The organism is Rhodococcus sp. NPDC056743, assembly GCF_042790355.1.
GTDB lineage: Bacteria > Actinomycetota > Actinomycetes > Mycobacteriales > Mycobacteriaceae > Rhodococcus_F.
Window position 1 is genome coordinate 359378 of sequence record NZ_JBHTZI010000006.1, and the last position, 25751, is coordinate 385128.

The 25751-nt window shown below is 62.7% G+C and carries 25 protein-coding genes; 13 read left to right on the forward strand and 12 right to left on the reverse strand.

Annotated features, from left to right (window positions below; all coding sequences use genetic code 11):
- Window positions 1-41 precede the first annotated feature (41 nt).
- The 6 genes from ACFRFQ_RS16140 (at window position 42) to ACFRFQ_RS16165 (ending at window position 5502) form a co-directional block, all read left to right on the forward strand.
- Window positions 42-719 (forward strand): winged helix-turn-helix transcriptional regulator, encoded by a 678-nt coding sequence (locus ACFRFQ_RS16140; protein WP_378659408.1) that lies wholly within the window; start codon window positions 42-44, stop codon window positions 717-719.
- 111 nt (window positions 720-830) lie between these two features.
- A complete protein-coding gene (locus ACFRFQ_RS16145; protein WP_378659411.1) occupies window positions 831-1415 on the forward strand; it encodes a M15 family metallopeptidase in 585 nt (194 codons plus the stop codon).
- A gap of 2 nt (window positions 1416-1417) precedes the next feature.
- Window positions 1418-2059 (forward strand): phosphatase PAP2 family protein, encoded by a 642-nt coding sequence (locus ACFRFQ_RS16150; RefSeq protein WP_378659413.1) that lies wholly within the window; start codon window positions 1418-1420, stop codon window positions 2057-2059.
- A 50-nt stretch (window positions 2060-2109) separates the two neighbouring features.
- Window positions 2110-2808: a response regulator transcription factor gene (locus ACFRFQ_RS16155; RefSeq protein WP_378659683.1), complete on the forward strand. Its 699-nt coding sequence runs from the start codon at window positions 2110-2112 to the stop codon at window positions 2806-2808.
- On the forward strand, window positions 2805-4211 hold the full coding sequence (locus tag ACFRFQ_RS16160; RefSeq protein ID WP_378659414.1) for a sensor histidine kinase: 1407 nt from the start codon (window positions 2805-2807) through the stop codon (window positions 4209-4211). Before ACFRFQ_RS16155 ends, ACFRFQ_RS16160 begins: the two co-directional genes overlap by 4 nt.
- An 85-nt stretch (window positions 4212-4296) precedes the next feature.
- Complete coding sequence (locus ACFRFQ_RS16165; protein WP_378659417.1) at window positions 4297-5502, forward strand: MFS transporter; 1206 nt, start codon at window positions 4297-4299, stop codon at window positions 5500-5502.
- A 6-nt stretch (window positions 5503-5508) separates the two neighbouring features.
- On the opposite strand, the gene ACFRFQ_RS16170 is transcribed toward ACFRFQ_RS16165, so the two are convergent.
- The 3 genes from ACFRFQ_RS16170 to ACFRFQ_RS16180 are packed head-to-tail and all read right to left on the reverse strand — an operon-like array spanning window position 5509 to window position 8979.
- Entirely contained in the window at window positions 5509-6963 is a 1455-nt protein-coding gene (locus tag ACFRFQ_RS16170; RefSeq protein WP_378659419.1) for an MFS transporter, read from the reverse strand.
- Window positions 6964-7003: 40 nt separating this feature from the next.
- Window positions 7004-7663, reverse strand: coding sequence for a response regulator transcription factor (locus tag ACFRFQ_RS16175; protein WP_138869484.1), 660 nt, complete (start codon window positions 7661-7663; stop codon window positions 7004-7006).
- Entirely contained in the window at window positions 7660-8979 is a 1320-nt protein-coding gene (locus ACFRFQ_RS16180; protein WP_378659422.1) for a PspC domain-containing protein, read from the reverse strand. Before ACFRFQ_RS16180 ends, ACFRFQ_RS16175 begins: the two co-directional genes overlap by 4 nt.
- Before the next feature lie 105 nt (window positions 8980-9084).
- Here ACFRFQ_RS16180 and ACFRFQ_RS16185 point away from each other — a divergent pair, with 105 nt between their 5' ends.
- Entirely contained in the window at window positions 9085-10425 is a 1341-nt protein-coding gene (locus ACFRFQ_RS16185) for a PspC domain-containing protein (RefSeq protein WP_378659425.1), read from the forward strand.
- Window positions 10425-10661, forward strand: a complete 237-nt coding sequence (locus ACFRFQ_RS16190; RefSeq protein ID WP_378659428.1) for a hypothetical protein — start codon at window positions 10425-10427, stop codon at window positions 10659-10661. Before ACFRFQ_RS16185 ends, ACFRFQ_RS16190 begins: the two co-directional genes overlap by 1 nt.
- 54 nt (window positions 10662-10715) lie before the next feature.
- Here ACFRFQ_RS16190 and guaA read toward each other — a convergent pair whose 3' ends face one another.
- From guaA to guaB, 4 genes are all read right to left on the reverse strand, one after another.
- A complete protein-coding gene (guaA, locus tag ACFRFQ_RS16195; RefSeq protein WP_138869488.1) occupies window positions 10716-12287 on the reverse strand; it encodes a glutamine-hydrolyzing GMP synthase in 1572 nt (523 codons plus the stop codon).
- Between the two features lie 91 nt (window positions 12288-12378).
- Entirely contained in the window at window positions 12379-14121 is a 1743-nt protein-coding gene (locus ACFRFQ_RS16200) for a GMC oxidoreductase (RefSeq protein ID WP_378659432.1), read from the reverse strand.
- Between the two features lie 175 nt (window positions 14122-14296).
- The gene (locus tag ACFRFQ_RS16205; protein ID WP_378659434.1) at window positions 14297-15436 is read right to left on the reverse strand and encodes a GuaB3 family IMP dehydrogenase-related protein; all 1140 of its coding nucleotides are present in this window, start codon (window positions 15434-15436) and stop codon (window positions 14297-14299) included.
- Window positions 15437-15477: 41 nt separating this feature from the next.
- On the reverse strand, window positions 15478-17001 hold the full coding sequence (gene guaB, locus ACFRFQ_RS16210; protein ID WP_378659436.1) for an IMP dehydrogenase: 1524 nt from the start codon (window positions 16999-17001) through the stop codon (window positions 15478-15480).
- Between the two features lie 245 nt (window positions 17002-17246).
- Between guaB and ACFRFQ_RS16215 the strand changes: the two genes are divergently transcribed.
- Window positions 17247-17651, forward strand: a complete 405-nt coding sequence (locus ACFRFQ_RS16215; RefSeq protein ID WP_033231326.1) for a DUF5319 domain-containing protein — start codon at window positions 17247-17249, stop codon at window positions 17649-17651.
- A gap of 161 nt (window positions 17652-17812) precedes the next feature.
- On the opposite strand, the gene ACFRFQ_RS16220 is transcribed toward ACFRFQ_RS16215, so the two are convergent.
- The 3 genes from ACFRFQ_RS16220 to ACFRFQ_RS16230 form a co-directional block, all read right to left on the reverse strand.
- Window positions 17813-18742 carry an anti-sigma-D factor RsdA gene (locus ACFRFQ_RS16220; RefSeq protein WP_378659440.1) on the reverse strand — a complete coding sequence of 310 codons (930 nt, stop codon included), beginning with the start codon at window positions 18740-18742 and terminating at the stop codon, window positions 17813-17815.
- Window positions 18735-19313: a sigma-70 family RNA polymerase sigma factor gene (locus ACFRFQ_RS16225; protein ID WP_033231328.1), complete on the reverse strand. Its 579-nt coding sequence runs from the start codon at window positions 19311-19313 to the stop codon at window positions 18735-18737. Before ACFRFQ_RS16225 ends, ACFRFQ_RS16220 begins: the two co-directional genes overlap by 8 nt.
- Window positions 19314-19480: 167 nt before the next feature.
- A complete protein-coding gene (locus ACFRFQ_RS16230; RefSeq protein WP_378659443.1) occupies window positions 19481-20302 on the reverse strand; it encodes a hypothetical protein in 822 nt (273 codons plus the stop codon).
- Between the two features lie 582 nt (window positions 20303-20884).
- On the opposite strand from ACFRFQ_RS16230, the gene ACFRFQ_RS16235 reads away from it, so the two are divergent.
- From ACFRFQ_RS16235 to ACFRFQ_RS16250, 4 genes are all read left to right on the forward strand, one after another.
- Window positions 20885-21181 (forward strand): WhiB family transcriptional regulator, encoded by a 297-nt coding sequence (locus ACFRFQ_RS16235; RefSeq protein WP_378659445.1) that lies wholly within the window; start codon window positions 20885-20887, stop codon window positions 21179-21181.
- A 237-nt stretch (window positions 21182-21418) separates the two neighbouring features.
- Window positions 21419-22078 carry a fasciclin domain-containing protein gene (locus tag ACFRFQ_RS16240; protein ID WP_378659447.1) on the forward strand — a complete coding sequence of 220 codons (660 nt, stop codon included), beginning with the start codon at window positions 21419-21421 and terminating at the stop codon, window positions 22076-22078.
- Window positions 22079-22163: 85 nt separating this feature from the next.
- Complete coding sequence (locus ACFRFQ_RS16245; RefSeq protein ID WP_378659449.1) at window positions 22164-22868, forward strand: sigma-70 family RNA polymerase sigma factor; 705 nt, start codon at window positions 22164-22166, stop codon at window positions 22866-22868.
- A gap of 1 nt (window position 22869) precedes the next feature.
- The gene (locus ACFRFQ_RS16250; RefSeq protein ID WP_378659452.1) at window positions 22870-23604 is read left to right on the forward strand and encodes an anti-sigma factor; all 735 of its coding nucleotides are present in this window, start codon (window positions 22870-22872) and stop codon (window positions 23602-23604) included.
- 65 nt (window positions 23605-23669) lie between these two features.
- Here ACFRFQ_RS16250 and groL read toward each other — a convergent pair whose 3' ends face one another.
- Both groL and groES read right to left on the reverse strand, forming a co-directional pair.
- Window positions 23670-25280 carry a chaperonin GroEL gene (gene groL / locus ACFRFQ_RS16255; protein WP_378659454.1) on the reverse strand — a complete coding sequence of 537 codons (1611 nt, stop codon included), beginning with the start codon at window positions 25278-25280 and terminating at the stop codon, window positions 23670-23672.
- Window positions 25281-25366: 86 nt separating this feature from the next.
- Entirely contained in the window at window positions 25367-25666 is a 300-nt protein-coding gene (gene groES, locus ACFRFQ_RS16260) for a co-chaperone GroES (RefSeq protein ID WP_003940763.1), read from the reverse strand.
- Window positions 25667-25751 lie beyond the last annotated feature (85 nt).

Below are 25751 nucleotides of genomic sequence, written 5' to 3' on the forward strand. Positions count from 1 at the left end.
TGGATCTGTACCGGCCCCACCTATCGGCCTACGATTGACAAGTGGGGTCGTCGTACCGCCAGTTCTGCCCCGTCGCCAAGGCGATGGAGCTACTCGACGAGCGCTGGACGCTCCTGGTTCTGCGTGAACTCATGATGGGAAGTACCCATTTCAACGACCTACGACGCGGCCTCCCCCGTATGTCGCCGACATTGTTGTCCAAACGTCTGCACCAACTCACTGCCGCCGGAATCACCTACCGAGACAACACCGACGGAGCCGTCACGTACCGCCTCACGGATGCCGGGCGCGAACTCCGCCCCGTTGTCGAAGCACTGGGAATCTGGGGCACCCGCTGGATCGGCGAACTCGGCGATCAGGATCTCGATCCCAAGCTCCTGCTGTGGGACATGCATCGACGGGTAGATCACTCCGCTGTACCCGACGGAAAAACAGTGGTCCACTTCATCTTTTCCGAAATCGATCGACATTCACGAAATTGGTGGCTGGTCATCAACTCCGACGACGTCGAGGTCTGCGACCTCGACCCGGGATTCGACGTCACCGTGTCCGTATCTGCCGGGCTCAGGCCACTGACGGAGATCTGGCGCGGCGACCTGACGTGGTCCGACGCCATCCGATCCGGTGAGGTCACCATCTCCGGGCCGGAGTCTCTGCGTCGCAGCCTGCCGTCGTGGTTCGAACTCTCCACCTTTGCCGCAACTCCCCGCCCCGCCTAGCGCACGCCCCACCAGCCCCGTTCCATCTCGTTACAGAGTTGTTGCACACCGTGACACCGTCGACGAACAGTGACCACCTGCCGGTGACACTGACCGAGCAGTCTCGTGTGCATGCCCAGCCACCGCGGAATCATCCGCATCCTCGCACTCGGTTCAGTCGTACTCGGGGCGCTCACGCTCAGCGCGTGCTCGTACACCGAATCAGCTGAACCCAGGCGCGGTAACTACCTTGCCACTCAGCCTGATTCAGGGCCCTCCGGCGGTGAGATCGAAAACGGTGTCAGCGTGGAGGACACTCATGTACCTGCTCTGGCCCGTCTCGATTCCGCGCTTCTCACAGCGCTACAGTCAGCGGCAGTCGATGCACGGGAGTCTGGGGTGGACATGCACGTCACGTCCGGGTGGCGATCCGCCGCCTACCAACAGCGACTGTTCGACGAAGCCGTTGTCAGGTACGGAAGCGCGGACGAAGCGTCCAAGTGGGTGCACACCCCGAGCCTGTCCAAACACGTCAGCGGACAGGCCGTCGACATCGGTCCGACAGACGCTGACGACTGGCTCATCAGGCACGGCAGCGACTACGGCCTCTGCCAGACCTATTCCAACGAGATGTGGCATTTCGAATTGGCCACTGCCCCCGGTGGGGAATGCCCGCCCCAACTGAGCAACCCTTCGGACGAGCGAGCGGAAGGCTGACCATGACACGAGTCAAACCAGCGAGACTGATTGCCGCACTGGCACTCTTGATCCTCGGAGTCATCGAATTCGAAGTAGCGGTCAACACGACGGGAGGTCAGATCGTCGACCAACAACTCATGGTGGGCGCGGCCACATCCGGAGGACTCGGGGTGTTCTCCACCGAGTTCATCGGCCTCGTCACCCCAATTCTGTTAGTGGGAGGAGTGCTCGTGGTACTCATGATCACGTTGCGCAACAACCCGATTGCGCTGGCACTACGCGTTATCGTCGTAACCCTCGGTCCCATCACGACGGCCTGGGTCCTCAAACAATCGCTGGATCGACCGGACCTGAACGGTCTGGTGATGCACAATTCTTTTCCCAGCGGGACTCTGACGGCTATCGCCGCACTCGTCTGCGCGATCGTGCTCGTCACGCCCACCAGATGGCGGGCACTCGTCGCCGTCAACGGCGCGCTGATCACCATCGGGACCGCGATCTCCGTAGTCGTATTGCAATGGCACCGACCGAGTGACGTTCTCGGCGCATTACTCCTCGTCGGTTGCTACACCCTCGCAGTGTCGGCATTTCCGTTGAACACCACCGCCGCACGGCACGCGGTACTGGCAAACTCCGGCAACGAACGACTCTCGAGTGTGTGACACCTGTACCGTGGGCTGACCGAGACTCCGACCACGGAAGGCCTGAGCTCATGGTGAGCATCCTGTTCATAGAAGACGATCCAGCGGTGGCCGAGGCAATCACGTTGGGACTGAACCGACTCGGGCACAATGTCAGCCATCGCCCCGACGGTAACGGCGATTTCGACGACGCCCTGGGCACTACAGATCTCGTCTTGCTCGACCTCGGACTCCCCGGGGCTGACGGTTACGAGATCTGTCGACGCATCCGCACTCGCAGTTCGATCCCGATCATCATCCTGACCGCACGATCCGACGACATAGACACCGTTGCCGGTCTCGAGGCCGGCGCCGACGACTACGTCGTCAAACCGGCCAGTCCGCGTGTCCTCGATGCTCGGATCAAAGCCGTCGTGCGGCGCTCGGCGCCCACAACGACGCGTCCAGACGTAGCGCCGGGTGCAGAGACTTTCGGTGACCTGGAAGTGGACCGGTCGTCATTGCAGATTCGCAAGGCCGGGACGCTGGTGACGCTCACCCCGACAGAACTGCGACTGATACTGGCACTGACCGAGAATCCCGGGCAGGTCCTCAGTCGCCGACAGTTGCTGTCCGCAGCCTGGGACCAGGAATACCTGGGCGATTCCCGAATCGTCGATGCAGCGGTGCAACGACTGCGCGGAAAGATCGAGGACGATCCAGCCGCACCGACTGTTATCGAGACAGTGCGCGGTTTCGGCTATCGCTTCAACACCGGCTCAGCTCGATGAGACCGACTTGGCTTCGGGTCGACGGCCTGCGCACCCGGCTCGTGCTCGTGTTCATCGCGATCGTCGTGATCATCGCCGGAGGAACAGCCGGCGTCGTATCGTTCATGGCGCGGTCATGGATCTACTCCAATGCTCAGGACGTGGCAACAGCACAATTTCGCGACGAACTACAGTCGCTGAACGGCATGTCGGTGGACGGATTGACACCTGCCAACCTCTCCCAGGTCTTCCCCTCCGACATGACACTGATCTCGGGCGGTGACGTAATCCTCCAAGGATCGGTCGATCCCTCGACGATCCCGCCGAGCTTCGACAGCGGTTTGGACAGTACCAAACTCATTCGATTCGAACGGCTCGACTCCCAGCGCATTCTGCTGGGAATGTCCGTCTACGTCATGGACACGAGCTCGGAGGACGGTTACGACGATCAGACACTCGTGAAGGCTGTCACTGTCCGGCCACTGGTAGGAGTGCAAGACAAGTTCGACGACTTGCTTCGGGCTGTCGGCCTCACCCTCGCCGCCGGCGTGTTGGTGAGCGGTCTGCTCGGACTCTGGATCGCGTCGACGCTGGTGCGGCCGCTGAAGCGTCTGGACGATGCTGCCGCCCGCGCCGCCGACGGCGACCTGAGCGTCCGGCTCCCCGAAGACGGAGTAGCCGAACTCGCCCAGGTGACAACAACATTCAACAACCTGGTGGCCCGCAACGAAGCGGTGATCACCGGGCTCGAAGAATCGGAAGAGCAGGCGAGACGGTTCGTCGCCGACGTCTCTCACGAGCTTCGGACGCCGCTGGCCGCATTGGTGCCGGTCAGCGAAATACTTCGCGAAGAGATCCCCAATCTTCCGCCCGACGCCGCCGCTGCCGCGCGCATCGTGAGCAGTGAGATCGGCAAACTCGCTCGACTGGTCGAAGACCTGATCGAAATGTCTCGCCACGACTCACAACAGGCAAAACTCGTCCTCGACGACGTCGACCTCGTCGAACTGGCCGAGCGCACTCTTGCGAGCCGAGGCTGGACCGACACCGTCGAACTGGACGCACCCGAAAGCATCAGCGCCAGAGTGGATTCGCGTCGAATCGACGTAGTCGTCGCCAACCTTGTCGGCAATGCACTGCGTCACGGTTCACCCCCGGTACGCGTCGAGTTGAGCGCCGAGTCCGGCTACGCCGTCATTGCCGTCGTCGACCACGGTCCCGGGATTTCGCCCCAGGACCGGCAGGCGGTATTTCGACGGTTCTACAAGGTCGACACCGCACGCGGACGGAGCGAGGGCAGTGGGTTGGGACTCTCACTGGCTGTCGAGAACGTTCACTTGCACGGCGGCACCATCGGCGTCGACCAGGTCGATGGACGCACCGTCTTCACTGTGCGACTCCCCATCGACAACCAATACCCATGACCACATTTTGGGATTGAAGTTTCAGCATGTGAAATAGCCGGAGTACCGTCAGAGCCCTCGGCTAAGAAGAACGGGGAGGCTCACCATGACGGAGGCGTCACGGCTGGAAAAATCGGTAGTCACACCGCGGGCCTGGACGATGCTTGCCCTCGGTGTTGCCGCCCAATCCGCCGGAACCGTCTTCGTCAGCACACCTGCCTTCCTGATCCCGCTCCTGCATTCCGAGCACGGACTCTCCCTCGCGCAGGCCGGAACACTTGCTGCAGCACCCACTTTCGGCATGGTTCTCACACTCGTCGCGTGGGGCGCGTTGGCCGACAGATTCGGTGAGAAGTGGGTCATCTCGATCGGACTTGCGTTGACGGCAGTTGCCGCTCTGGCGGCCACCACCACCGACAATTACGGGTTGCTCGGTATCGCGTTCCTGGCCGGCGGTATGTCGGCCGCCGCCGCCAACGCCGCCAGCGGGCGCGTGGTTGTCGGGTGGTTCCCCAAGGACCGCCGCGGATTGGCGATGGGCATCCGGCAGATGTCCCAACCCTTGGGCGTCACGATCGCGTCGATCACGGTCCCAACACTGGCTGCTCACTCGGGAATCGCTTCGGCGATTGCTCTGTCCGTGGTTCTGAACGGTGCACTCGCACTTGTCTGCGCACTTGCCCTGGTCAATCCCCCGCGGCCCACTGCCACCGCGCACGCACCCACCGCGGCCGTCAACCCCTACCGGTCGAACTCGTTCTTGTGGCGCATTCATCTGGCGTCCGCTCTGCTGGTGTTCCCGCAGTTCACACTGTCGACCTTCGGACTGGTCTGGCTGATCAACGAGCAACAGTGGGAGGCCGCACCTGCCGGTCTGCTGATCGGCGCATCGCAGTTCGTCGGGGCACTGGGACGCATCGTCGTCGGGATGTGGAGTGACCGTGCCGGCAGTCGGGTCCGGCCGCTGCGCCTGGTGTCGATATCCGCTGCCGTCGTCATGCTGGCCATGGCCGCCGCCGACGCCACCCCCTGGGGAATCCCGGCGCTGGTCCTGCTGATCGCTACCACCGTCAGTGTTGCGGACAACGGCTTGGCATTCACCTCCGTCGCCGAAGCGTCCGGGCCGCAGTGGCAGGGAAAAGCGTTGGGCGCTCAGAACACTGGACAATTCATTGCCGCGTCCGCTGTGGGACCGGTAGTCGGCGCACTCATCGGTGCAGTGGGGTATCCCATCGCGTTTGCGATAGTCGCGGCCTTCCCTGCCGCGTCAATCCCGTTGATACCGAGCCACGATCGAGATATCAGCGTCTAGTCTCGTCTAATTCTCGGCCGGATTCGGTTGTACTGCAGGCCCCGTCAGATCACAGTGGGGTTTGCAGGCAACCGAATCCGTTTCGGGCATCGGCGGCGCAGCCGGAGCCCGGATCAGGACCGCCGCAATAGCCGCCCCGAGCAACAACAACCCAACACAGATGTACATCGCGATCGTAAACCCGTCCGAGAACAGCTCCGGATCCGCCAGCGCCTCGGTGCCTATCCCCGCAATTCCCGGCAACGCCGCAACAGCCAGAAGTTGACTGGTGCGGGCAACGGCATTGTTCACACCCGACGCAATGCCCGACTGTTCCACCGGAACCGAACCCAGCACAGCCGCGGTCAGCGGCGCCACCATCACCGACAACCCCAGACCGAACACGAGCACTCCGGGCAACACGTCGGTGAGGTACGACGCGTCGACGCCGATCCGCGTCATCAACACCAATCCCACTGCTGCCACTGCCGGGCCGGCAGTCATCGGCAACCGGGGTCCGTGAGTTTGCGCGTACCTACCGGCGCGCGACGAAAAGACCAGCAGCGCCAGCGTGATCGGCACCGTCGCGACTCCCGCTGCCACCGGCGAATAACCCGCGACCAGTTGCAACTGCAGCACCAGCAGGAAGAACACGCCGCCCAACGCCGCATACACCGCGAGGGTCACCAGATTGGCGGCGACAAACATTCTCGATCGGAACAGCGACGGTGGCACCACCGCACTAGGCGACCGCCGCTCCACAACGACAAACAGGCACAACACGAGCCCGCCCACCACTCCCGCGACCAGATTCATCTCGATCAACCCGTAGGTCAATCCGCCGAGACCGAGTACCGCACAGGCAGATCCCAGTGCATCCAGACGTTCCGGCGGATGCGGGTCACGGCTCTCCGGAACGTGCCGCACACTCGCCCACACGACCAGAGCAGCCAACGGCAAGTTCAGGAAGAACACCGAGCGCCACCCGGCGACCTCCACGAGCCAACCACCGAACAGCGGACCTATCGCTCCCGCAACACCCCCGAGCCCAGACCACAAACCGATTGCGGCGCCCCGATCCTCCTCCCGCAACGACGCCGAGATGATGGCCAGGCTGCCCGGTGTCAGCAATGCCGCACCCACGCCTTGCAGGATTCGGGCCACCACGAGAAACGTGATGTCGGGAGCAATGCCGCACAGCAACGACGCCACCGCGAACCACACCGTGCCCCACACGAACACCCGGCGCCTGCCCCACCGATCCCCGAGAGCGCCACCGAGCAGAATCAACGACGCCAAAGCCAACGTGTATCCGCTGACCGTCCACTGCAGGCCCGCCACCCCGGACCCCAACTCTTCGCCGATATGCGGTAGCGCGATATTGACCACCGTGCCGTCGAGAAGAGCCATGCTCGAACCGAGAACCGTGGCGGCAACAACCCAGCGTCCCTGTCTCGACGCCAGCGCCAGTGGTTCCGTCATGTGGTCCATGGTGCGCGTTCGCGGACGCTCGCGGAAGAGTTCAGTCGATCTGGCGGCGATGAGCCCAGCGTGTCAGGGCATTGCGATTGGACTGCTGGGTCTTTCGCAGGACGTTGGACGCATGTGTCTCGACGGTCTTCACGGAGATCACCAGTTCTTCCGCAATCTCGCGGTAGGTGTACCCCCGCGCGAGCAACCGCAGAACCTCGAGTTCACGGGGAGTCAGTGAATCGAGTTCCGGATCGAGTTGAGGTTCCGGTGCGGCAGATCGACCGGTGAAGGAGTCGAGCACAAACCCCGCCAACCGGGGTCCGAAGACGGCGTCGCCGCCCGCGACCCGGCGGACACCGTCTGCCAGTTCCGATCCGGAAATCGTTTTGGTGACGTAGCCCCGAGCGCCTGCCCGGATCACCGCGATGACGTCCTCAGCCGCATCGGAGACACTGAGCGCCAAGCACACCGGACCGGAATCTATCCCGCGCAGCACGGCAACCCCGCCGCCGTCCGGCATGTGTACGTCGAGCAGGACCACGTGCGGTTTCATCGAATTGATCCCGGCAATCGCCTCGGCCACACCGCCGGCTTCGCCGACAATCTCCATGTCGTCCTCGCGAGACAATTCGGCCCGAACCCCGGAGCGGAACACCCCGTGATCGTCGACCAGAAAAACGCGATACGGGGGCGTGGGCGGAACTGTCACTGGGGCGCTTCCTCCGGGTTGTCGACATGATCTGCAGGCTCGTCCCACTGTAAGTCAGAGTCGGTGCTCGTCTTACCTCCGAGCGGCATGTGCACCCGAATTTCCGTCCCCTTGCCGATGGTGGAGCGAACCACGACGCGGCCACCACGACGCTCGATCCGGCCGCGAATCGACTTGGCCAGACCTTGACGGTCCTCAGGCACCGCGTCGACGTCGAATCCCACGCCGCGATCCCGAACGAAGATGCTCACCTGATCACCCTCCACCTCGGCAAACAGGTTGATCTCCTTCTCTCCGGAATGCTTCGCGGCGTTGACCAGAGCCTCCCGCGTCGCACCGAGAAGAGCCGTGAACGCTTCCTTCGGCAGACCGTCCTCACCGTCCAACTGAACGTCGCCCACCGTCACCGGCCGAACCGTCACGCCGTGCTGATCCTCGACCTCACCCGCGATGATCTTGAGTCCCTCGGTCAAGCTCGTGTGGTCGATCTCGCCGCCACTGAACAACCACTTCCGCAGCTCGCGCTCCTGCCCACGGGCAAGCCGCGCCACCTCCGCCGGATTGTCGGACTGCTTCTGGATCAACGCCAGCGTCTGCAACACAGAATCATGCAGGTGCGACGCGATCTCTTCACGCTCGTCGTTGCGAATTCGAGCGGCTCGCTCGGCGCCGAGCGCCCGCCACATCCGCAACCACAACGGAACGGTCAACAAGCCCGCACCGATCAACGTCACGACGACGGCCAACAACGACGACCGCAACGCGTCGATGTCGACCTGCGCCAGCACCACCACGGCCAGACCCAGCACAATCATCGAGGCGCCGCCGACCACACGCGTCCACGTCAGGACGGTCGGCCGCGCCGGCAACCCGATGACGGTACGCGGGCCGTCGGAATCGAACTCCCGCCACACCAGCGCCGCACCGACGGCAACAACAAAGAACGGCGCCAGTACCGACCCCGCCGTGCCACTGAACAACCACGACAATGCCGCCGCGCCGCCCAGACCGAGTGCGGCCAGACCGTAAGCACGCTGACGCTCCGCCGCGCTCGGCTTGTCGGTGTCGGTACCCGCCGAAACGAAAACCCAGAGAATTCCGTACGCCACGATGCCCGCACCGGCCATTGCAGCCAAAATCGCAAACGCAACACGGACCTTCAGCGCGTCGACGCCAAGGTGATCCGCGATACCGCCGGCAACACCACCCACAATTCGACCGCCGGAGCGCCGCTCCAACTTTCGTATCGGCAGCGGCGCACTCACGAGCGCGGGATCAGACACAGATTGCACATAGTCGATACTGGCACGAACCATGCTCGAACACATCAGGGTCCAACCCTGAAGTCAGGCTCGCAGCGAGCCAAAGATCAGGGTCCACCCCTGATGCGGCAACACCACCGAACACACCACGATGGAGCCATGAGTAATCCGACCTTCCAGGAACAGATCAACGATCTGTGGCGGACCCGCCCCGTGCGTCTACCGGACCAGGGTCACGTTGCCGGCGTATGCGCAGGAATCGGATACCGATACGGTGTCGACCCCATTCTCGTGCGCGTCGCCTTTGTCATCTCGACCATCTTCGGCGGCTCCGGAATATTGCTGTATGTCGTGGCCTGGCTGACCTTCCCCCGCGCCGACATCGGCCACACCGCAGCAGTGCCCGCACGCCGCCACGGCTCGGACAAACACACCAAAACCATCGTCCTGGTGGTAGCTCTCGCCATCGCCGCGACCACTATCGGCCCTCTCGGCGCCGGCCAGGGCGGTTCGGGGCTGATCGGCGTCATACTGATGCTCGGTGGCCTGTGGCTGCTCTACCAACGCCAACCCGTCCCACCGGTACTGCCACCGTCATCAACGCAGCAGATCGGCACCGGAACAGCCTTTCCCGGAACAGGATTCACCCCCGGTCCATTCACCCCCGGATACTTCGCCCCTGGTAACTTCGCCCCGAACCAGCCACCGACGTACACGCCGTACACCAAACTTCCCGACAGCTACGTTCCCACCGAACCGGGCACAACGGGAGCGTCGGAATCCGCACCAGCAGTTGATCTCTCGAAGAACGAGCCCACGATCACTCCCCCTGCGTGGGATCCACTCGGCGTCGCCCCCTTTGCCTGGGATCTTCCCGACCCTGTGACCAAAAACCCACCCCTACTACCACTTCCACCTCGGCGTCGACGCTCCCGCTGGACCCTGACCGTCCTGGGGCTTGCCATCATCGCCGCCTCCGCAGTCGGAGCCGCGGGCGCCGCAACCGGCAACGACTGGTTCACCCCAGGCCGCGTCGGCGCAGTCGGACTTGCCGTGATCGCACTCGGGTTGATCTTCGGAGCATTCTTCCGCAAGGGATACGGACTGCTGATCGTGACCGGACCACTCGTCGCCTTCGTGATCCTCGCGTCGCTGGTGTATCCCCTCGAATTCGACGCGTCGGGTGAACAGAAATGGACGCCGGCCAGTGTGTCCGAGATCGAGTCGTCGTACTCCGGCGGCTTCGGCAGCTTCACCCTGGATCTGAGCAAGGTCGCGTTCACCGAGGACAAAACCATCGACGTCTCAGCAGCATTCGGCGAATTCAAGGTCTACGTGCCGGACAACGTCAAGGTACAGAACGACTGCACAGTCGTGATGGGTGACGGATCCCGTTGCCTCGACGGTGGTGTCCACGCGGGCGCTCAGGCCGGACCCGATGCCCCCACCCTGACGATCAATGCCAAAGCCACATTCGGCGCCTTGGAGGTACACCAGTGATGAGCGACTACGACGACATCGGTAACAGCACCGAAGAGCACGAGGAAACCCCGAAGTCCAAGCGCCCGTCCGCACTTCTGCTCATAGCGGGAATCGCGGCATTCCTGGTCAGCGGATGGGCCCTTCTCGGCCCCTTCTCCCTCGCGCCGGCCGGAGACATCCAATTCCGGTGGCTGTTCGTGGGAGCAGCAGTCATCGCCGGCCTGCTGCTGGTAATTCTGCCGAACCGCAAATAGCGCTGTGCGCCTTTGTTAACCGCGGGCGGTTAACAAAGGCGCACAGCAATCAGCTCACTCCCACTCAATCGTTCCCGGCGGCTTGCTCGTCACGTCGAGAACAACGCGATTGACATCCGGAACCTCGTTGGTGATGCGGGTGGAGATTCGTTCGAGGGTCTCGTACGGCAAACGCGTCCAGTCTGCGGTCATGGCGTCTTCACTCGACACCGGACGCAAGACGATCGGATGACCGTAGGTACGGCCGTCTCCCTGCACACCCACGCTGCGCACGTCGGCGAGGAGGACAACCGGGCACTGCCAGATCGTCCCGTCGAGGCCCGCGGACGTAAGTTCTTCACGCGCAATGGAATCCGCCTGGCGGAGGATTTCAAGGCGATCACGGGTGACCTCACCGATGATGCGAATACCCAGACCCGGTCCGGGGAACGGCTGGCGTCCGACGATCTCTTCCGGCAAGCCGAGCTCGCGGCCGACTGCCCGGACCTCGTCCTTGAACAGCAGTCGCAGCGGTTCGACCAACTTGAACTGCAGATCTTCCGGCAGGCCACCGACGTTGTGGTGGCTCTTGATGTTTGCGGTCCCGGTGCCGCCACCGGACTCCACGACGTCCGGGTACAGGGTGCCCTGAACGAGGAAGTCGACAGTTGCACCCTGAGAAGCGTTCTCGCCCAGGACATCACTGACAGCGCCTTCGAAGCTGCGAATGAATTCGCGGCCGATGATCTTGCGCTTGGTTTCGGGGTCGGTGACACCCGCCAGTTCACCGATGAAGGTGTCGGCGGCATCGACCGTGATCAGGCGAGCACCCGTCGCGGCAACAAAGTCCTTCTCGACCTGGGTACGCTCACCGGCACGCATCAAACCGTGATCGACGAACACACAGGTCAACCGGTCGCCGATAGCGCGCTGAACCAACGCGGCGGCAACAGCGGAGTCGACGCCACCGGACAGCCCACAGATCGCGTGGCCGTCGCCGACCTGCTCGCGGACCTGCTCGATGAGCGCGTCGGCGATATTGGACGCCGTCCACGCAGCCGGGATACCGGCAATCTCGTGCAGGAAGCGGCTCAGGACCTGCTGCCCGTGCGGGGAATGCAGAACCTCGGGGTGGTACTGGACGCCGGCCAGCTTACGAGCGCGATCCTCGAACGCCGCGACCGGAGCACCATCGCTGGTCGCGGTGACCTCGAAGCCCGACGGCGCTTCGGTGACGGCGTCGCCGTGGCTCATCCACACCGGCTGCGTCGTGGGAAGTCCGTCGTGGAGCAGGCCACCGGACACCGAGATGTCGGTGCGGCCGTACTCACGGGTTCCGGTCTCGGCAACGGTTCCACCGAGGGCTCCGGCCATCGCCTGGAATCCGTAGCAGATGCCGAACACCGGAATGTCATGGTCGAACAGGGCCGGATCGAGCTTCGGAGCGCCGTCGGCATACACGCTGGACGGCCCGCCGGAGAGCACAACAGCCAAGGGCTTCTTGGCCACGATCTCCTCAACGGTCATGGTGTGCGGAATCACCTCCGAGTAGACCTTGGCCTCACGGACTCGACGCGCGATCAGCTGCGCGTACTGCGCACCGAAGTCGACGACAAGAACTGGTCTCTGCTGCTCGATATCTGCCACACGTGCAGTCTAATCGCCCCAGCTAGCGAACCCGCGCACCCCCGGACTCTGCGCAGCATACGAGAGCCCGGGGGCGACGAAGATCACCTCGCTACGCCACTCCTGGCGCAGTGGCCTTCTTTCCGCCCGTGATCTTCACAATCGGAAGTACCAGCGCAGCCGGTGCCGACGCCGGAACCACCGGCGACTTGGGCGCGATCGGAGTCAACCGCTCGTAGCCACTGCCCTGAGCCGGACGCAGGTCCGCCTCCCCCTTGTTCGGCCAGAGCGACGCCGCGCGCTCGGCCTGAGCGGCAATGGTCAACGACGGGTTCACACCGAGGTTCGCGGACACTGCCGCACCGTCGACGACGCTGAGCGTCGGATAGCCGAAGACGCGGTGATACGGATCGATCACGCCGTGGTCGGCATCCTCCGCGATAGCGCAACCGCCGAGGAAGTGCGCCGTCAGCGGGACGTTGAAGATCTCGCCCCACGTGCCACCGGCGACACCGTCGATCTTCTCGGCAACCCGACGTGTCGCGTCGTTGCCCTCGGGGATCCACGTCGGATTGGGCTGACCGTGGCCCTGCTTGCTGGTGACCTTGCGGCGGCCGAACAAGCCCTTCTTCGTGTAAGTCGTGATGGAGTTGTCGAGATTCTGCATGACCAGGGCGATGATCGTGCGCTCACTCCAGTCCTTGACCGTCAACATGCGCAGCATCTGGTACGGATTCTTCGCGACCACACCGAGGAACTTGACCCACCGCGGCTTGTTTCCGCCACCGTCGGTCATCAGCGTCTGCAGCAAGCCCATCGCATTGGAACCCTTGCCGTAGCGAACCGGCTCGATATGCGTGTCCTTGCTCGGATGGAACGACGACGTGATCGCAACTCCGTGGGTCAGATCGAGGGCGGGATCGACCTTGTATTTGCCTGCGCCGACAATGGATTCGGAGTTGGTGCGCGTGAGCTCGCCGAGTGTGCCGGACAGCTTGGGCAGCGCTCCGGTGTCTTTCATGTCGAACAACAGGTGCTGCGTGCCCCACGTTCCGGCCGCGAGAATCACATGAGCGGCCGTGTACGTCCGACGGTTCTTGCGCGCGTATGCGCCGGTGCGTTCGGTGAACACATCCCAGCTGCCGTCGCGCTGTTCGCGAAGGCCCGAGACGGTGGTCAGGGGAATGATGTCGGCGCCGGCGCTCTCGGCCAGGCCGAGGTAGTTCTTGAGAAGCGTGTTCTTGGCGCCGTGCCGGCAGCCCGTCATACACTCTCCACACTCGATACACCCGGTGCGTTCCGGACCGACACCACCGAAGTACGGGTCGGCGGCTTTCTTCCCCGGCTCACCGAAGTACACCCCGACCGGAGTCTGGATGAAGGTGTCGCCGACGCCCATGTCGTCCGCAACGGATTTCATGATCTCGTCGGCCGGCGTCATGTGCGGGTTCTGCACAACACCGAGCATCTTCTGAGCCTGCTCGTAATACGGCGTGAGCTCACTGCGCCAATCGGTGATGTGCGCCCACTGCTTGTCCTGGAAGAACGGCTCCGGCGGCTGGTACAGCGTGTTCGCGTAGTTCAGAGAACCACCGCCCACACCCGCGCCGGCCAGAATCAAGCAGTCACGCAGCAGGTGAACCCGCTGAATACCGAAGCAGCCGAGCTTGGGCGCCCACAGGAACTTCTTCAGATCCCAGCTCGTCTTCGCGAACTCTGCGTCGGCGTACCGTCGGCCCGCTTCGATGACACCGACCTTGTAGCCCTTCTCCACCAGACGTAGCGCACTCACACTGCCGCCGAATCCGGACCCGACAATCAGTACGTCGTAATCCGTCGCGCGTTGTTTGCCCATCCGGACACCTCCACCGTGAAAACGTAGTTACCCGTCAGTATGCACCCGAATGTTGTGACTGCCACCACAAGGGTGCCCTAAGCGTAACCATAAGTATCACCAACGCGCGAAAATCCTGCACATAGACCTGTGGCCCCGGTTCCGCTGGGAAGCCGGGGCCACAGATGCAGACAAATCAGGCGCGAACTGTCAGTCCGACCTTCTGGAACTCCTTGAGAGTGGAGTAGCCGGCCTTGGCCATGGAACGACGCAATCCGCCGACGAAGTTCAGCGAACCGTACGGATCGTCGGACGGCCCGGCCAGAACCTTGTCCAGTGACGGCCGCTCACCGTAGGAAACCGGGAGGAGCGCACCGCGCGGAACCGAAGGATGGGCAGCAGCGGACGGCCAGTACCAACCGCCGCCGGCAGCTTCAGCCGACACAGCCAACGGCGTGCCGAGAACAGCAGCGTCCGCGCCACACGCGATCGCCTTTGCCAGGTCACCCGACGTCGCGATGTCACCGTCGGCGATGACGTGGACGTAGCGTCCACCCGTCTCGTCGAGGTAGTCGCGGCGAGCCGCAGCGGCGTCGGCGATAGCCGTAGCCATCGGCACACCGATACCCAGAACTTCACCCGTCGTCGTCGCACCCTCGGCAGATCCGTATCCGACGATGACGCCCGCAGCACCGGTCCGCATCAAATGCAGAGCCGTACGGTGATCACTCACGCCACCCGCGATAACCGGAACGTCGAGCTCCGAGATGAACGTCTTGAGGTTGAGCGGCTCTTCCTCCGTGCGCACGACATGCTCGGCCGAGATGATCGTGCCGTGAACGACCAGCAGGTCGATTCCCGCCTTGATCAACGCCGGCGTCAGCGCGCGCGCATTCTGCGGGCTGACGCGAACCGCCGTCGTGACACCCGCGTCACGAACCTGCGCAACCGCTGCTGCCAGCAATTCCGCTTGCAACGGCGCCGCGTGCAGTTCCTGCAGGTACCGGATCGCGGCGTCGACGCCACCGTCGGTTTCCGCGATTTCGACAAGACGAGCCAGCTTTGCCTCGACGTCGGCATGACGGCCCCACAGGCCCTCTCCGTTGATGACGCCGAGCCCGCCGCGCTTACCCAATTCGATTGCGAACGTCGGCGAGACCAACGCGTCGGTCGGGTGAGCGAGGATGGGAATGTCGAACCTGTACGCGTCGATCTGCCACGTCGTCGACACCTCCTTCGACGAACGAGTCCGCCGGGAGGGAACGATGTTCACATCGTCCAGTTCGTAGGTACGACGGGCCGTACGACCCATTCCGATTTCAACGAGGTCGCGCACGCGCGCCCCTTTCTCGTGACTGGTGAACTAGCGAACTGAACTTAGCGGGCGGCGTAGTTGGGCGCTTCGACCGTCATCGTGATGTCGTGCGGGTGGCTTTCCTTGAGTCCCGCAGCCGTGATCTGAACGAACTGAGCGTTCTGAAGATGCTCGATCGTGGCAGAGCCCGTGTAACCCATTGCCGCGCGCAATCCGCCGGTGAGCTGATGCGTCACCTGCGAGAGCGGTCCGCGGAACGGAACCCGACCCTCGATGCCCTCCGGAACCAACTTGTCCTCGGAGAGGACGTCGTCCTGGAAGTAGCGATCCTTGGAGTACGACTTGGCCTCACCGCGCGACTGCATCGCACCCAGTGAACCCATACCGCGATAGCTCTTGAACTGCTTGCCGCCGACCAGGATCAGTTCACCCGGCGATTCGGCCGTACCAGCGAGGAGCGAGCCGAGCATGGCCGTCGACGCACCGGCAGCAAGCGCCTTGGCGATGTCGCCGGAGAACTGCAGACCACCGTCGGCAATGACGGGGACACCGAGCGGCTTGCACGCGGCAACCGCTTCGAGGATGGCTGTGACCTGGGGCGCTCCGACACCGGCGATGACACGCGTCGTGCAGATGGAACCGGGACCGACGCCGACCTTGACCGCGTCGACACCCGCTTCGACGAGCGCCAGCGCGCCGGCCCGGGTTGCGACATTGCCACCGATGATCTGTACGCGATCACCGATCTCGGCCTTGAGGCGACGAATCATGTCCAGAACACCGACGCTGTGGCCGTGTGCGCTGTCCACCACGACAACGTCGACACCGGCATCGGTGAGAGCCATCGCACGCGCCCAGGCTTCATCTCCGGCACCGACAGCGGCACCGACCAGCAGACGGCCGTCGCGGTCCTTGGTTGCGAACGGATGCTGTTCGGTCTTGACGAAGTCCTTGACCGTGATCAGGCCGGTGAGCTTGCCGTTGCCGTCGACGATCGGAAGCTTCTCGATCTTGTGGCGACGAAGCAGACCCAGCGCGACGTCAGCGGTGACGCCTTCCTGCGCGGTGATCAACGGCATCTTGGTCATGATCTCGGCGACCGGACGATTCTGGTCGACCTCGAAACGCATGTCACGGTTCGTGACAATGCCGACCAACTGTCCGGCGTCGTCGGTGACCGGCAGACCCGAGATACGGAAGCGAGCGCACTTCGCGTCGACCTCACCCATCGTGTCCGACGGCTTACACGTCACCGGATCGGTGACCATGCCGGCCTCCGAACGCTTGACGGTCTCGACCTGGCCGGCCTGAACCTCGACGGACGAATTGCGGTGCAGAACACCCATTCCGCCTGCGCGAGCCATGGCAATGGCCATCCGCGACTCCGTGACCGTGTCCATCGCCGAACTGACCAACGGGATTCGCAGACGGATATCGCGGGTCAGCTGACTCGACGTATCGACCTGACTCGGAATGACATCGGACGCCGCAGGCAACAGCAGTACGTCGTCGTATGTCAGCCCGAGCATCGCGACCTTGTTGGGGTCGTCTCCTCCGGTGTGTACATGCCCTGCAGAACTAGTCATGCGGTCAGGACCCTCCATGGACCTAGATTCGCCTGTTCGGTGGTTGCTGTAGCAGCCACCTCGAAGCGGATTACGAAAGCTGGATATCGGATAGAAGGCACCTGCACAGAAAGATATTCCTGGCACCTTTTCCCGGCGTTGAACACCATGGTATCGGGCCGCACATTGGTCCGAACCATCCCACCCACGCTGCAAGTACGCGTAACGAGTGGCGCTGACCCCCCTGACCTGCGTACCGTGGTGCTGTGCGTGATCAACTGCCTCCCGGTCTGCCGCCAGATCCCTTTGCCGGCGACCCCGCTGACCCTTCCGCGGCTCTCGATGCCATCGAGCCGGGTCAACCACTCGACCCCCAAGAACGGCAGGCGGTCGAGGAGGATCTCGCTGACCTGGCCGTATACGAGGCCCTCCTCGCTCATCGTGGCATCCGCGGACTAGTGGTGTGCTGCGAAGACTGCCAACAGGACCACTACCACGATTGGGACATGTTGCGGGCAAACCTGCTTCAACTCCTCGTCGACGGCACAGTCCGGCCTCACGAACCTGCCTACGATCCCATGCCTGAGGCATATGTCACGTGGGACTACTGCCGCGGATACGCCGACGCATCCATGAACGAAGCGATGCACGGCGACGGATTCGACGCCTGACACAGACCTACAACAGTGGGCCGGCAAGCATGACGCTTGCCGGCCCACTGTTTTTGATTGCGAATCTGTTTTTGATTGCGAATCGCGTGGGGTGCTGATCTACCTTGTCGCTGATTACGTTGCTACTGATTTACGTTGGTGCCGAACAGGTCTCGCGACGCTCAGGAGGGCGTGTTCACATTCGGCGACGTAGTCGTCGTCTTCGATGACGACGGGGTAGTTGTCGTCGGCAACGTTGTCGTTGTTGTCGTCGTCGGGTTCGACGAGGGACTCGGGATGGTCGACGACGGCGGCACGATCGCAGGATTGGGCGTCGATGTTGTCGGACCCGTGCCAGGCAACTCCGAATCGGAGGTCGGGCCAGGCAACACCGGAATCGAGGTAACCGACGGCGGCTCGAACGTTGTCACCCCATCGGTTGTGCTCGACGGCGGCGGAGCAGCCTGGGTCGTTGTCTCCTGAACCTGGGTCATCAGCTTGCCCCAGCGTTCGACGAGATCCGTCTTCGCCTGCGAATCCTTCACAGCACCGGCACGCTGAGCGGCGTTGTCCAGAACCTTCTTCGCTTCGGGAATGTCTCCGGCAGCCAACAGCCGCTCGGCCTTCTCGAGCTCGGACGTGGTGTCGATCTTCGCGACTGTCGAATTCGCTTCTTCCGAGAAGACAACCTGCTTCACACCCCACAGTGCGTCGCCCGGTTCAGCCCCGTACGTGAGCATCGAGCCGCCACCGATCACTACCGCAGCGATGGCTGCCGCAGCGGCAACGGGACGCAGCAGCCGAAGACGTGAACGGGAGCGTTCGCGATCGGCAATGCTGGGAGGTGCCGATTCGATAGCTGCGATCACATCGTCGAGAAGTGGACCTTCCGGCATCGGAGTCGAAACGACGTCATCGCGCCACTTCGACAAGATCAACGCCAGTTCGTACTGCTCAGTGCTATCGGTTGCTACCGGTCCACCATGCGAAATTGCCTCGATCAGCGCGTCGTCGCGCCGAACCGCAGCCAGATCCACCGGTGCACCGTCGTCGGCGAGACCGGCTGCGAGGTCATCGCGATCGGAAGAATCACGATTCTCGTCTCTAGCCATAGCTCTCACCCGCTTTCGTTACTACTTTTTTCAGTTTCGCGATCGCCCTGTGCTGGGCGACTCGTACAGCTCCGGCGGTACTCCCGACGGCGGCGGCCGTTTCTTCAGCCGACAGTCCGACAACCAACCGGAGAATCAAGATCTCTCGATGCTTCTCCGGCAAGGTGCCGAGCAGTTCCTGCATGTGCCGGCTGGATTCCGAATCGAGTGCTCGCTGCTCGGGTCCATCGTCAAGTGCAATTACATCCGGTACTTCGGCTACGGGCTCCGACTTGTTACGGGCGGAGCTTCGATGGGCGTCAGCAACCTTGTGTGCAGCAATGCCGTACACAAAAGCCATGAAGGGACGTCCCTGATCTTGATAACGCGGCAACGCGGTCATCACGGCGAGACACACCTCCTGCGCGACATCGTCGGCCGATAGGTGGCCTCTCTCCGCCGCACCCACCCGACCACGGCAATAGCGCACCACCATGGGTCGAATGTTTTCCAAAACCAAAGCTAGAGCTGTACGGTCGCCCTGCGCTGCAGCGGCGACCGCGGAGTCCAACTCATCGCTCGTATTTGTCATCGTCAGCGAAAATCCTGGCGTTACAGTGGCACTTCCCGAGCGGGTGTGCTTCCACTCTCAGCGGAACCCTATAAGAGTAACCATCCAGACCGACTGGTCCGCGCACGCCTGGCCAGCCGGCGCAATGTTTCGACGTGTACAACTTGCCGGCTACCACGTGGCACACCTCACAGTGACATATCGCGGAATACTCCCCCACGCGCTGCAACCGCAGCGCCCAGCGCTGCCGAATCCGGCGACGTGGCGATCCCGCTCACACCCTCGATCAGCATCGAAGACGCCCACGCCAGAGGCAACAACCCGGACGAACGACAATCATCGAACACTTCACGTGCAAGCGTTGCCGCCTGGCCCGGATCGAAACCTGTCAGCGCGGCGCATCGCAGAAGGTTCGACTTGACCCTGTGCCTGAGCGATTCACAACCGGCGGCGAGTTCGACGGCGCGGTCAGCGTGCCCCAGCGCCGCAGTGAAATCACCGCCGGCGAGTCCTAGTTCAGCCGAGACCCACTCGAGTCTGATCAACTGACGCCACAGCTGCGCCGACCAGCTTTCCGACCGGTGTATCCGCGCTGCGCACAGCTCCAACAGGCGCCATCCCAGCGCCAGACGCCCCTGACCGAGCGCGTCGGCCGCCAGTCCGGTCAACGCGTCACAGACGGCAGCGACCAACTCGGGAGAGTCGCCACACCCTGCGACAATGGCAAGGGCGCGCCCATCGTCGTACGACGCCTTCCGATGCCAGCCCGTTTGCCTCAGGAACGACGCCCGGGTGCTTGCGGACAGCGAGGCGTACACACGGTCGCCATCCCCGGCGAGGCCGGCAGTGCGACGATCCACCACGTTCAAGGCGGCCCGCGCCTGCGCATAACGCCCCTGCCCGCCGAGCGCGACAGCCGTCAACCACCAATCTTCGATCGTCACCGGAGCAGAAAGCAGTGCATATCCGGACTCTGCCCCGAATGCCACGGACTGAAGAGTTATCGCCACAGCCAAATCATTGCAGTGCCTCCAATCGCAGAGTGTTGCGAGGGGAGCACGATGACGCGACGCCTGTCATTTCGCAGCCATTCACCAAATGTTCAACTGAAATTGAAAATTGCATTTTCTCGGAATATTAACGAATGCATATCCATTACGTTAACTACGGGTTACTTATTGGACAAATGTCCAAAGTGCGATATGGGAACTTAGTCCCAATTCAGTCATTCGAAGGTCTTGCGACGACGCCGACGATCACAGACATTCACGAGCGATTCCCCTTTGTCCATAATACGAATACTCTGCCTGATCTGCCACTTCAGGCGAAAAATATCTGCAGAACTTTACACATCACTCCACACTGTCAATTAGCCGCAAGGGAATCACTTACACACGAGCCGGCCGAAATGTAAATATTTCTCTCGTTAAATCTTGCTTTGCGAGATATGCCGCTCGCCACGCATCGAGGCTATTGACGCGATTTACTCAGCACCCTTACGGTTAGCAAGCGTGAACGATAGAAAGCCCGGATAATCTTCGGGCTACTTGGTCCGCTCGTTGATCACGACGAGCTTGCAGTAAGGAGTCAACATGCCTGCACCGAATCATCTTCCCGGGCCGAACGCAGACATCTGGGACTGGCAGATGCACGGGCTGTGCCGCGGAGTCGACTCCTCGATGTTCTTTCACCCGGACGGCGAACGCGGACGAGCCCGAGCGCAACGCGAAACACGAGCCAAGGAAATGTGCCACCAGTGCCCTGTCCTGATTCAGTGCCGCTCTCACGCACTGACAGTCTCGGAGCCGTACGGCATCTGGGGCGGGATGTCGGAAACCGAACGCGAACTGCACGCACGACACCGACGAAGCGGCCGCCTGGCGTCGTAACACTTCGTACCTGAATCAACGTCCGCACAGCACCCCCGCACAGCACTGCACGCCCTGCTGCTTACCCGCAGACCGAGACCAGAGAGCCCCCGACGAACTCGGGGGCTTTCTCGTGTCTCGAGGTCTTTTTGCGTGTCTCGAGGTCTTTTTGCGTCTCGACCCATCCGTCGCACTGCCGCCTCCGAATGCCTTGTACGGAACGTGCACACCGGCACTTCATCTACGGAAGGCAGACCCATGAACACCTCCTCTCGAGTTCTGGCAGTCACGGCAGCAGCATCATTTGCACTCGTCGGCGTTGTCGGTTGTTCCTCCGACAGCAATGATTCGTCGGATGCCACCTCCAGCGCTGCGACAACGACCTCGAGCATGTCGATGTCGACGACCAGCGCCATGGCAGAGCCCGCATCGGATCTGGTCGGGGCAGGTTGCGCGGACTACGCCGCGGCAGTGCCCACCGGCGCCGGCTCGGTCAGCGGAATGGCTCAGGACCCGGTCGCGACAGCGGCGTCGAACAATCCCCTCCTCACCACGCTGACCGCTGCGGTATCCGGTCAGCTCAATCCGGACGTCAATCTCGTCGACACCCTCAATGGCGGTGAGTTCACCGTCTTCGCCCCCGTCGATGCCGCATTCGCGAAAATCGATCCGGCCACCATCGACAGTCTCAAGACCGACAGCGCAACGCTGACGAAGATCCTCACCTACCACGTGGTTCCCGGTCAGATCGCTCCTGCCGATATCGACGGCACCCACCCCACCGCCGAGGGCGGAACGGTCACCGTCACCGGATCGGGCGACAACATCAAGGTCAACGACGCGACCGTCATCTGCGGTGGCGTCAAGACCGCAAATGCCACCGTCTACCTCATCGATTCGGTGTTGATGCCGCAGTAATCCCCCTGCTGTGCGCCTTTGTCAACCGCGGGCGGTTAACAAAGGCGCACAGCGGTCACGGCGGGCCAACAGAAAAGAACCGGACATGCACGCTACGGTTGTACTCGATGAAACAAGACGAATCTTCGGGGCGGGAATACTCAGCGCGGGTGAGCCACGCGACGTGAGTGAACCGAACGAGACCCCAGAGCACACCGACGCTTGTCCGATCGACAATTCTGCCGCCCGCACCGCCCGGACCACGGAATCCCGCGAACTCGCGCTGATCCTCGAGAATGTCGCTCGTGGCGATCAATCGGCATTCGCCGAGTTCTACGATCGGACCTGTACCCGCGTCTACGGGATGGTGCTCCGAGTTCTCCGCGATCCGGGGTTCTCCGAAGAAACCGTTCAAGAGGTGTATCTCCAAGCCTGGAAATCCGTGGACACGTTCGATCCGGCACGTGGGTCGGCACTGTCCTGGCTGATCACCCTCGCTCACCGCCGAGCCGTAGACCGGGTGCGGTCCGAGCAATCGAGTACAGATCGCCAAGCCCTCTACGACACAACAAACTCGACACCCGAATTTGACGTCGTCAGCGAAGAAGTCACCCGCAGAGACGAACATCGCGCCGTCACCGACTGTTTGGAATCGGTGACGGCAACCCAGCGAGAAGCATTGACACTGGCGTACTACGGCGGGCGAACGTACCGAGAAGTAGCCGAAGACCTCGGCGTGGCGATTCCCACGATAAAGTCACGAATCCGCGACGGACTGCTGCGGTTGCGAAAATGTCTGGGGGTGAACTGAGATGGACGAAGAGCTGATCGGCTGGGCGTACCCCTATGCGATCGATGCCCTCGACCCCGACGAGCGTCGGGCCGTCGACGTTCTCCTGGAAGGCACTGACGCGGCCACCCGGGCGGAATTCGAGTCTCAGGTCCGGCTCGCCGCCGACACGATGGCTGCATTGAGCATCCTGGACGCGGTCGAACCTCCGCCGGGCCTTCGTGGACGGTTGCTCGACACTATTGCCGAGATACCTCAAACCCCGGAAGTGGCTCCGCCTGTCTCCCTTGCCAGTCGCCGCAAGCGTCGACGCCCGTGGACCGTCGCTCTAGCTGCCGCTGCTGCGGTGGTCATCGTGGTCGGAGGAATCGGGATCGGTAGCCGAATCAACGACAACCCTGTCTCTCCGAACTCCGTGTCGGAGATCATGGCGGCACCCGACGTACACACCACTACTTTGGATGTCCCTGGCGGCGGCACCGCGACGACGGACTTCTCGCCTTCCGAGGATGCTGCGGTGTTGACGATGAGCGGCGTGACTCCCCCGAGCCCGGACAAGGTCTACCAAATGTGGTTGGTCGAGAACGAAACCACGATGACACCGGCAGGCACGATGGCCCCCGCCGATGTCAAACCCACCACTCAGGTCGTCCTCGACAGCATCGGTTCCAACACGAAATTGGCGTTCACGGTCGAACCTCCGGGAGGCTCGGCTCAGCCGACCAGCCCTCCGTTCGCGGTCATTCCCCTGGTGTGAGCTGTAACTGAAAAAAGAGATCCCCCACCAACTTTCGGTGGGGGATCTCTTTTCGTGCGCGAAACCTAGTGGCTGTGACCGTGTCCGGTGTCAGCTTCTTCTTCGGTCGGCTTCTCGACGACAGCGCTCTCGGTGGTGAGGATCATCCGAGCAACGGAAGCGGCGTTGACCACTGCCGAGCGGGTGACCTTGACGGGGTCGATGACGCCGTCGGCGAGCAGGTCGCCGTAGGTCAGGGTCGCGGCGTTGAAGCCGTGGCCCTTGGGGAGGTCCGCAACCTTGCTGACGACGACGGAACCGTCGACGCCGGCATTGGAGGCGATCCAGAACAGCGGCGCGTTGAGTGCTGCGCGGACCACTGCGACGCCGGTGGCTTCGTCACCGGTGAAGCCGAGGTTGTCGGCGAGCTCGACGCCGGCCTGAACGAGTGCGGATCCACCGCCGGGGACGATGCCCTCGGCAACAGCAGCCTTGGCCGCGTTGACAGCGTCTTCGACGCGGAACTTACGTTCCTTGAGGTCGGTCTCGGTGGCTGCGCCGACCTTGATGACCGCAACTCCGCCGGACAGCTTCGCCAGACGCTCTTCGAGCTTCTCGCGATCCCAGTCGGAATCGGTGTTCTCGATCTCGCGGCGAAGCTGAGCAACGCGGGTCGCGATGTCGTCTGCCGAGCCTGCACCGTCGACGATGACCGTCTCGTCCTTGGTGACGACAACGCGGCGTGCGCTGCCGAGCAGGTCGAGTCCGGCTTCCTTGAGGGAGAGTCCGACGTCGGTGTTGATGACGGTGCCTGCGGTGACAACGGCAAGATCGTCGAGGAACGCCTTGCGACGGTCACCGAAGAACGGTGCCTTCACGGCGACGGCCTTGATGGTCTTGCGAATGGAGTTGACCACCAGGGTGGAGAGAACTTCACCCTCGACGTCCTCGGCGATGATCAAGAGCGGCTTGCCGGATTCGGCAACCTTCTCGAGCAGCGGCAGGAAGTCGGGCAGTGAGCTGATCTTCTCGCGGAAGAGCAGGATCAATGCGTCTTCGTAGATTGCCTTCTGCGCATCGATGTCGGTGACGAAGTAGGGCGAGAGGTAGCCCTTGTCGAACTGCACACCTTCGGTGACAACGAGTTCGGTTGCGACGGTGGAGGATTCCTCGACCGTGACAACACCGTCGGTGCCGACGCGGGTAAGCGCTTCGCCGACCATTTCGCCGATTTCCTCGTCACGCGAGGAGACGGTGGCAACCTGAGCGATGGATTTCTTGCCCTCGACCGGGGTGGCCGCGGCGATGAGTGCCTCGACGACCTTGTCTGCGGCGGCGTTGATTCCGACGCCGAGCGCCATGGGGTTTGCGCCCGCGGCGATGTTCTTCAGACCGCCGCGCACGATCGCCTGAGCGAGGACCGTAGCGGTGGTGGTGCCGTCGCCGGCAACATCGTTGGTCTTGGTGGCGACGCTCTTGACGAGCTGTGCGCCGAGGTTCTCGAAGGGATCTTCGAGGTCGATCTCACGGGCGATGCTCACACCGTCGTTGGTGACGGTGGGGCCGCCGAATGCCTTGGCGAGCACGACGTGGCGTCCACGCGGGCCCAAGGTCACCTTGACGGCGTCGGCGAGCTTGTCGACACCTGCTTCGAGAGAACGCCGTGCGGTCTCGTTGAACGCAATTTGCTTGGACATCTGTTCTGTCAGCTCCTGAATCTTCGGGGCGTGAACGCATTCCGCCCCGGGATCCTGTGTGGACTCCGGGGCGGATCACGTGTGTCTTACTTGGAGACGACAGCCAGCACGTCGCGTGCCGACAGAATCAGGTACTCCTGGCCGGCGTACTTGATCTCGGTTCCGCCGTACTTGGAGTAGATGACCGTGTCACCCTCCTTGACGTCGACCGGGATGCGGTTGCCCTGCTCGTTGACGCGGCCTTCGCCGACTGCAACAACGGTGCCCTCCTGGGGCTTTTCCTTGGCCGTGTCAGGAATGACCAGGCCGGAAGCCGTCGTCGTTTCAGCCTCGTTGGCCTGGACGAGGATCTTGTCCTCGAGCGGCTTGATGTTGACGCTCGCCACGATGAGCCCTCCACTTTGGGTATGTGCGCCCGAGGGTTGCTCGAGACGCGATTGGGTTTGACGTTTACGGCACGTCACTGCAGTC